General features: G+C 56.6%; 11 protein-coding genes. 3 read left to right on the forward strand and 8 right to left on the reverse strand.

All coding sequences use genetic code 11. The annotated features are described in order from the left end of the window. From AC6RA8_RS11500 to AC6RA8_RS11535, 8 genes are all read right to left on the reverse strand, one after another. A partial coding sequence (locus AC6RA8_RS11500) for a DUF3429 domain-containing protein (protein WP_500352893.1) occupies positions 1-197 on the reverse strand: 197 nt, incomplete at its 3' end. Continuing rightward, entirely contained in the window at positions 194-646 is a 453-nt protein-coding gene (locus tag AC6RA8_RS11505; RefSeq protein ID WP_500352894.1) for a YdeI/OmpD-associated family protein, read from the reverse strand. The genes AC6RA8_RS11500 and AC6RA8_RS11505, both read right to left, overlap by 4 nt. Beyond that, positions 643-1257 (reverse strand): LysE family translocator, encoded by a 615-nt coding sequence (locus tag AC6RA8_RS11510; RefSeq protein ID WP_500352895.1) that lies wholly within the window; start codon positions 1255-1257, stop codon positions 643-645. The genes AC6RA8_RS11505 and AC6RA8_RS11510 overlap by 4 nt, the downstream gene beginning before the upstream one ends. 292 nt (positions 1258-1549) lie before the next feature. Next, positions 1550-2119 carry a TetR/AcrR family transcriptional regulator gene (locus tag AC6RA8_RS11515; RefSeq protein WP_500352896.1) on the reverse strand — a complete coding sequence of 190 codons (570 nt, stop codon included), beginning with the start codon at positions 2117-2119 and terminating at the stop codon, positions 1550-1552. Beyond that, positions 2116-2655 (reverse strand): dihydrofolate reductase family protein, encoded by a 540-nt coding sequence (locus AC6RA8_RS11520; protein ID WP_500352897.1) that lies wholly within the window; start codon positions 2653-2655, stop codon positions 2116-2118. The genes AC6RA8_RS11515 and AC6RA8_RS11520 overlap by 4 nt, the downstream gene beginning before the upstream one ends. 152 nt (positions 2656-2807) lie before the next feature. Next, the gene (gene ispH, locus AC6RA8_RS11525; protein WP_500352898.1) at positions 2808-3758 is read right to left on the reverse strand and encodes a 4-hydroxy-3-methylbut-2-enyl diphosphate reductase; all 951 of its coding nucleotides are present in this window, start codon (positions 3756-3758) and stop codon (positions 2808-2810) included. Between the two features lie 60 nt (positions 3759-3818). Further along, on the reverse strand, positions 3819-3980 hold the full coding sequence (locus AC6RA8_RS11530; RefSeq protein ID WP_500352899.1) for a LuxR C-terminal-related transcriptional regulator: 162 nt from the start codon (positions 3978-3980) through the stop codon (positions 3819-3821). 532 nt (positions 3981-4512) lie between these two features. After that, a complete protein-coding gene (locus tag AC6RA8_RS11535) occupies positions 4513-5085 on the reverse strand; it encodes a LabA-like NYN domain-containing protein (protein ID WP_189368237.1) in 573 nt (190 codons plus the stop codon). Positions 5086-5183: 98 nt separating this feature from the next. On the opposite strand from AC6RA8_RS11535, the gene folK reads away from it, so the two are divergent. The 3 genes from folK to AC6RA8_RS11550 form a co-directional block, all read left to right on the forward strand. Continuing rightward, positions 5184-5795: a 2-amino-4-hydroxy-6-hydroxymethyldihydropteridine diphosphokinase gene (gene folK / locus AC6RA8_RS11540; protein ID WP_500352900.1), complete on the forward strand. Its 612-nt coding sequence runs from the start codon at positions 5184-5186 to the stop codon at positions 5793-5795. Positions 5796-5868: 73 nt separating this feature from the next. After that, positions 5869-6222, forward strand: coding sequence for a DNA-directed RNA polymerase subunit omega (gene rpoZ, locus AC6RA8_RS11545; protein WP_039682236.1), 354 nt, complete (start codon positions 5869-5871; stop codon positions 6220-6222). Between the two features lie 21 nt (positions 6223-6243). Then, positions 6244-6710 (forward strand): HD domain-containing protein (locus tag AC6RA8_RS11550; RefSeq protein ID WP_500352901.1); only part of this gene is annotated, 467 nt, incomplete at its 3' end.

The following is a 6710-nucleotide window of genomic DNA, read 5'->3' on the forward strand; positions in this document are numbered from 1 at the left end:
CCCCACAAAACGCCGGACATGAACGACAGGATGACCGAGCCATAGAACAGCTGAACATATGGTCCGACGAAACGTGGCCCGAATGCCTGAGCACCCCACGCGCCAAGCGCATCGTTCAAGAGCGTCGCCGCGCCCCAGACAAACGGGATCACGCCGGCCAGGCCAAGGGCAAGGGGGACGCTGGGTATTCTGGTCATAGTTCGCTGATCAGTTTTTGAATGCGTTTGGTGCGGGTGTCGGCCCTTTTGGCCGTGTTGACAAGATGCAATCTGGAGCGCTGCTGACCCGGTGTCAAAGCGTTCCAGGCGTTGATCTGACCGGAGCTGCGGATAGCCAGCAAAACATCCTCCGGCACCTCAACGAGGCTCGGGTCGACAGGTCGTACGCGCGCGTCAAAGGGCTCTCCAACCTCAAGCCCACTGTCGCGGAGAAATGTCTTGCCGGTGTAAACAAACAGCCCGTCGATCACCGGGGCTTTCGTCAGCGCCAGATTGATCGGGAAATCGCCAAATTCGCCCTCGATCCGTTTGGTTTGGGGCGGCAGGGCCGCTGCAACGGCTTCCGGCAAACGCAGAACGGTGTAGGTGTTTTTTCCCCACTCCATGGGTTCGATAACACCGTCGAAGTAAATCCAGTCGCTGCTCACGCGCGTTCAAGCGCAAGGCGGCCGGCCAACGCCGCAAAGATCGCAGCAAAGCTGCGGGAGAGCCAGCGCATGACGACCTCTGATCCGAGGATCCACTGGCGCGCCGCCGCGGCGAATGTGCCGTACAGAACGAATACCGCGAAGGTCATCGCCATGAAAACCAGCCCAAGTGTCGTCATCTCGAACGTTGCCGTTGTCGCGTTGCCCGACAGGAACGGAGGCAGCAGCGCGAGGAAAAAGATCGACAGCTTCGGGTTCAGGATGTTGATCAACGCACCCCGCCTTGCAATCCGCCACCCTGCATCGGCACTGCGCTGGGACGAAATGTTCAGTGCACCTCCGCTGCGCAGGCTGCCCCATGCGAGCCACAGCAGATACGCGACGCCTGCAAACTTTACGATATTGAACAGGAGAGCAGAGGTGTGAAGGATCGCCGCCAGTCCGAGCGTCGCGGCCAGAAGGTGCGGGACGATCCCGAAAGTGCAGCCAAATGCGGCCCAGAGCGCGGCGCGGCGGCCTTGGCCCAGGCCCAGAGCGAGGGTGTAGATCACGCCCGTGCCCGGGGCGATGACGACGACGAGAGCGGTCAGGAAAAACTGGAGAGAGAGCATGGAAACCTTCGGGTTAGGACAAGCGAAGGCTAGGGCGAAGGGGCGGGTTTGGCAATCTGTCCCCGCGGGGACAGGTCTTTCGGTGGGGTTACGGGATGTTTAGCGGTTTGTGATTTGTGTTTGGTCACAAAGAGTTGGTGATCGCGCGGTGGGCATACGCCATTTTAACCATGCGAAAGCCATGCTGCATGCCGAAGGCGGCCGGGGCTTTGGCGCCGGACCATTTTAGTGTCAATGCGCGCGACAGCTTTGCTGGGGCACCGGACGTTCGCTGCTCCTGTGGCACTGTCCGCTAGTCTTCTGTCTCATTCGCAGAGCGATCCAGAATCCACTCAATTCCGCGTCGGTAGTCCTTGATCTCTAGCGGGTTGTTATCGCCGCTGGTCGCCGAGAAGACGAAACCGTGTGTGTAGTCAATCAGGAGGTGGAGGAGGACATTGCTCTCATCACCGTTCTCGAGTTGTTGTGTGCATGTCTGCAACTCGTTGGTGATCAGAATGAGATCTTCACTCATGAGCGAAACGTCCTCAAGAACTGCCCGCAGTAGATTGGCATTCAGCAAGGCGCGTTGGCAGTACGCAATTAAAATTGCATGTGCTCTTTGGGACGGGCTTTCCTTCGCTACGTTCTTTAGAGTGTCCCTGAATGCAAGCCTAACAAGGTCCGCCAGAAGCTGACGCTTGTTGCCGGTGTGGTAGGTCACCGCCATTGGGGTGACCTTCAGTTTCTCCGCCAGCAGCCGGAATGAGAGCGAGTCCGCGCCTTGTTCTTGAACAATTGGCAGCGCGGTTTGCAGGACAAGCTGCTTTGAAAGACGCTGCGTTAACTTTGGGGGCCGTCCGACCGGCGACGAATTGGTCATGAACCTTTTAACTTGTAGACCAGATCAACCATACCTGACGGAAACGGTGCAGCCGAGACCAACTCAAGATCAACGTCACCATCCGTTTCGCCGAAGATGCGAATTCCACCTCCCAGCAGAATGGGAACCATGGTGATCTTCATATCCTGAATCAATCCCGCATTGAGAAATGACCGAATGATGGCCCCTCCATCTACGTAGATGCGCTTATAGTCTTTTTGGCTTAAATCCTCCCACAACTCTTGAGGACTGGCCGTCGAAAACTCCACCTTGTCTTGCAGATGTTCGGGCAGATCCTGTTTTGTCATGGAACGGCTGAGGACAACGACGGGTTTCACATACGGCCATTCGCCAAATCCGAGAACGGTTCTCAGCGATCCACTTCCCATGACAAGAGCATCCACGCTGTCCATGAAGTCGGAAAACCCATGGTCTTCGTGCTGAGTGGGCTGCTTGTTCAACCAATCGAGCGAATGATCTTTTCTGGCAACAAAACCGTCGAGGCTCATTGCCATCATAATGTGTCCAGTGGGCATGCGATTCTCCTCCTAAAATTATTATACCCCGTATAAATACATGCCGGTAGGCAGCGGCTAGATGACGCTAGATACAACACTTTATTGAGGTAAACGGACATGAGTTTAAGCCGCAGCATCTGGAGCTATGGGCTTGTCGCGGCCTTGCGCTGTTATGCAGGCTCTCGCAAAACCCGTGGCACTTTGAATTCCACATTCTCGACCGCTGTTTCGACCATCTCGACCGTCACGTCATATCTGTCGCGGAAGGCGTCGATGACTTCGTTGATCAGCACTTCTGGCGCGGATGCGCCTGCCGTGATGCCCATGCTTTTGATCCCGTCCAGCGCGCGCCAGTCGATATCCGCCCCCCGTTGCACCAACTGTGCGTAGGTGCAGCCGGCGCGTGCGCCGACCTCGACCAGTCGTTTGGAATTTGACGAGTTCGGAGCGCCAACCACAAGCATCGCGTCGCATTTGGGGGCCATCGCCTTGACCGCTTCCTGCCGGTTGGTGGTGGCGTAGCAGATGTCTTCCTTGTGCGGGCCGACAATGGCAGGGAAGCGTGTTTGCAGCGCTGCCACGATATCAGCCGTGTCATCCACCGACAGCGTGGTCTGGGTCACGAAGGCGAGCTTGTCCGGGTCGCGCACTTGCACCGTTGCCACGTCTTCGACTGTTTCGACCAGCAGCACTTCGCCCTCGGGCAGTTGGCCCATGGTGCCTACCGTTTCGGGGTGGCCCTCATGGCCGATCATGATCATCTGCAAACCGTTGTCGGCGTGCCGCTGCGCCTCGATATGGACCTTGCTGACTAGGGGGCAGGTGGCATCGACATAGATCATCTCGCGCGCTTGCGCCGCTTGCGGGACGGATTTCGGCACGCCGTGGGCCGAGAAGATGACGGGCCGGTCATCCGGGCATTCCGTCAGTTCCTCGACAAAGACGGCGCCCTTGTCACGCAGGCTGTCGACAACGAACTTGTTGTGCACGATCTCGTGCCGGACAAAGACGGGTGCCCCCCACTTATCCAACGCCATTTCAACGATCTTGATCGCGCGATCCACGCCAGCACAGAACCCGCGCGGCGCGGCGAGGTAAAGGGTCAATGCTGGCTTGGTCATGGCCGCTCCTGTCATTGTGTCAGAAGTAAGTGTTAGGGGCGTTGGGGTAAAGAGTTTCGGCTAGACTGCGTGGTTTGTGTTGCCAAAAATCAGGCGGGCGGCTTCTGCGCGATTGTGGATGCCAAGCTTGCGACAGGCTGTTTTGGCGTATTCCCTGACGGTGTTCATGCTGATCCCGCACAGGCGTGCCGCTTCTTTTCGACTGAGGCCGCGTGCCCGCATGTATATGATTTCGGCCCCGCGCAAGCGCGTCGGAATTCCAAAACCTGTCAGGAAACCTTCGGCGCGCGCCGTCTTGATGAACGTTTTCGCCTCATCAGGCAGATAGGCATGTTACGACAGAAACTCGGGGTCGATTTGAGTGATCTCGTTACTGTCGCAACAGTGGCTCAAGAAAGGGTCTTTGTCCGGTGAAGCGTTCGCATACAGGTTCGGGCACGTGGTGAGCAGTCTGCTGGCTCCCGGTGGGGAGCCATGAGCCGTTATGTAGATGACACGATGAATGCCGCGCGCGCGCAGCCTTTGGACTGCGCCAGCCCACAGCGCGTCGATGGTCGTCAGTTGTTCAAGTGCTTCGGCATCACGATACACCAGCGTATCCCCCCAATCAGGGGGATACTGGCACAGTGATTTTCGTTTTAAAACAATGCGGTGCGTTCTATCCAACAGCGCGCAAAATGTTTTCTATGACCAAACACTTTGTGAACAGACAGCCAGCGGCAGTGCAATGTCGCTGGCCGTTTTCACATTTGGATTAGCCTTGGGCCTGAACCCGTTCTTCGCGTTCTGGCATTGGTTCGCGCGGCGGACGTCCTATGACGTCTTTCAGTTCATCCAACTCGATGAAGTTGTCTGCCTGACGTCGCAGATCGTCCGAAATCATCGGCGGTTGGCTGCGGATCGTCGATACTACGGAAACACGGACGCCCTGACGCTGCAGGCTTTCTACAAGCGGACGAAAATCCCCGTCGCCCGAAAATAGAACGATGTGGTCGACGCGCGGCGCAAGTTCCATGGCGTCCACCGCTAATTCGATGTCCATGTTCCCCTTCACCTTACGGCGCCCCATCGAGTCGGTGTATTCCTTTGCTGGCTTGGTCACCATGGTAAAGCCGTTGTAGTTCAACCAATCTACCAAAGGCCGGATCGGCGAATACTCGTCATTTTCCAACAGTGCTGTGTAGTAGAAAGCACGAAGCAACTTGCCTCGCCGCATGAACTCCTGCCTCAGTAACTTATAGTCGATATCGAACCCAAGCGCTTTGGCTGCGGCGTATAAGTTCGACCCATCGATGAACAGCGCCAGCCGTTCGTCTTTGTAAAACATAAAATGTCCTTCCGAAAATTCGGGTACCGCCTGTGATTTCCGTGAGTGAGTGCGTAAAAACGCGAAAAGCGGTAATTGAAAAATAGGTGATTTTTAATATGTCGCAAGTGACTGATGACACCCAAATAGGCAAAACTACGCCATGTAACGGTCCCAAATTGCTGGTTGCCCTAGGGTCAAACATGCATTCGGACGTCGGCACACCCGTCGAAACGCTTCACAGTGCCATTGATTCGATTGAAAAGATGGGAGCAGTGATTCGGGGTCGCAGTCGCTTTTTTCGCACCCCGGCAGTTCCCGTCGACAGTGGTCCCGACTTCGTAAACGCTGCGATTGTAGTTGAGGCGCCTTGGTCATCCTCCGAAGCCATCACCCGATTGCATGAGGTCGAAGCCCGTCTTGGACGCCGCCGAAAAGCTCGGTGGGAGCAGCGCATCATAGATTTGGATTTGTTGGCACATGACGACATGATCCGACCGAATGTTCGGGTCTTACGCACCTGGATGGAACTACCCCTGCCAAAACAAAAAGAAATGGCTCCAGGCCAATTGCTGCTGCCGCATCCCCGCATGCACGAACGCGCATTCGTTCTTGTTCCCTTGTCGGATGTTGCGCCTGATTGGGTGCACCCGATTGCGCGGAAGTCGGTTACGGAGATGCGGGATGCGCTTCCGAGCGCAGATCTTGAGGCTATTGTGCCCATCGAATAGGTGCTTGTCATTCAGTGCAATCGGGCCTAGATAACAGCCTTCTATCTAAATCCGCCTGATCTGGAGCACACCCATGGCCCGCGTGACCGTTGAAGACTGCGTTGACAAGGTTCCAAACCGTTTCGAGCTGGTGATGCTGGCCGCGCATCGCGCCCGCGAGATTTCGTCCGGCGCGCCCATCACAGTGGACCGCGACAATGACAAGAACCCTGTCGTATCGCTGCGCGAGATTGCCGAAGAGACGCAAAGTTCGGAAGAACTACGTGAGCGCCTGATTGAGTCGAACCAAAGCCAGATCGAAGTGGACGAGGCGGAAGAAGATGCCATGGCGCTTCTTATGGGTGCCGAGCAGGACAAGCCGGAAGAAGATAGCATGTCCGAAGAGATGCTCCTGCGTCAGTTGATGGCCGCGCAAGGCCAGGGCTGATCCTAGTCGGGTGCGGACCGGATGATCTCTGACGACGATCTGATCGCGCTGGTCCGCAACTACAACCCAAAGACAAACGAAGACCTGATCCGCCGGGCTTATGCATTTGGCGGTCAGATGCATGAAGGGCAGTTCCGTCATTCCGGCGAGCCGTACTTCACGCACCCCGTCGCTGTTGCCGCGATCCTGACTGAGCAGCAGTTGGACGATGCGACCATTGTTACCGCTCTGTTGCATGACACGATCGAGGATACCAAGGCCAGCTACGCCATGGTGGCCGAGCAGTTCGGCGATGATGTCGCCAAGTTGGTCGACGGCGTCACCAAGCTGACCAACCTCCAGTTGTCGAGTGCTGAAACCAAACAGGCCGAGAACTTCCGTAAGCTGTTCATGGCCATGTCAAAGGACATGCGCGTGATCCTGGTCAAGCTGAGCGACCGCTTGCACAACATGCGCACCATCAAGTCCATGCGTGCGGACAAGCAGGT

Source organism: Tateyamaria sp., from assembly GCF_059783535.1.

Coding starts and splice junctions, on each gene's coding strand:
- ispH (WP_500352898.1), bottom strand. CDS start 3,758: ATGACCAAGCCAGCATTGACCCTTTACCTCGCCGCGCCGCGCGGGTTC.
- folK (WP_500352900.1), top strand. CDS start 5,184: ATGTCGCAAGTGACTGATGACACCCAAATAGGCAAAACTACGCCATGT.
- AC6RA8_RS11510 (WP_500352895.1), bottom strand. CDS start 1,257: ATGCTCTCTCTCCAGTTTTTCCTGACCGCTCTCGTCGTCGTCATCGCC.
- AC6RA8_RS11535 (WP_189368237.1), bottom strand. CDS start 5,085: ATGTTTTACAAAGACGAACGGCTGGCGCTGTTCATCGATGGGTCGAAC.
- rpoZ (WP_039682236.1), top strand. CDS start 5,869: ATGGCCCGCGTGACCGTTGAAGACTGCGTTGACAAGGTTCCAAACCGT.
- AC6RA8_RS11530 (WP_500352899.1), bottom strand. CDS start 3,980: ATGCGGGCACGCGGCCTCAGTCGAAAAGAAGCGGCACGCCTGTGCGGG.
- AC6RA8_RS11520 (WP_500352897.1), bottom strand. CDS start 2,655: ATGCCCACTGGACACATTATGATGGCAATGAGCCTCGACGGTTTTGTT.
- AC6RA8_RS11515 (WP_500352896.1), bottom strand. CDS start 2,119: ATGACCAATTCGTCGCCGGTCGGACGGCCCCCAAAGTTAACGCAGCGT.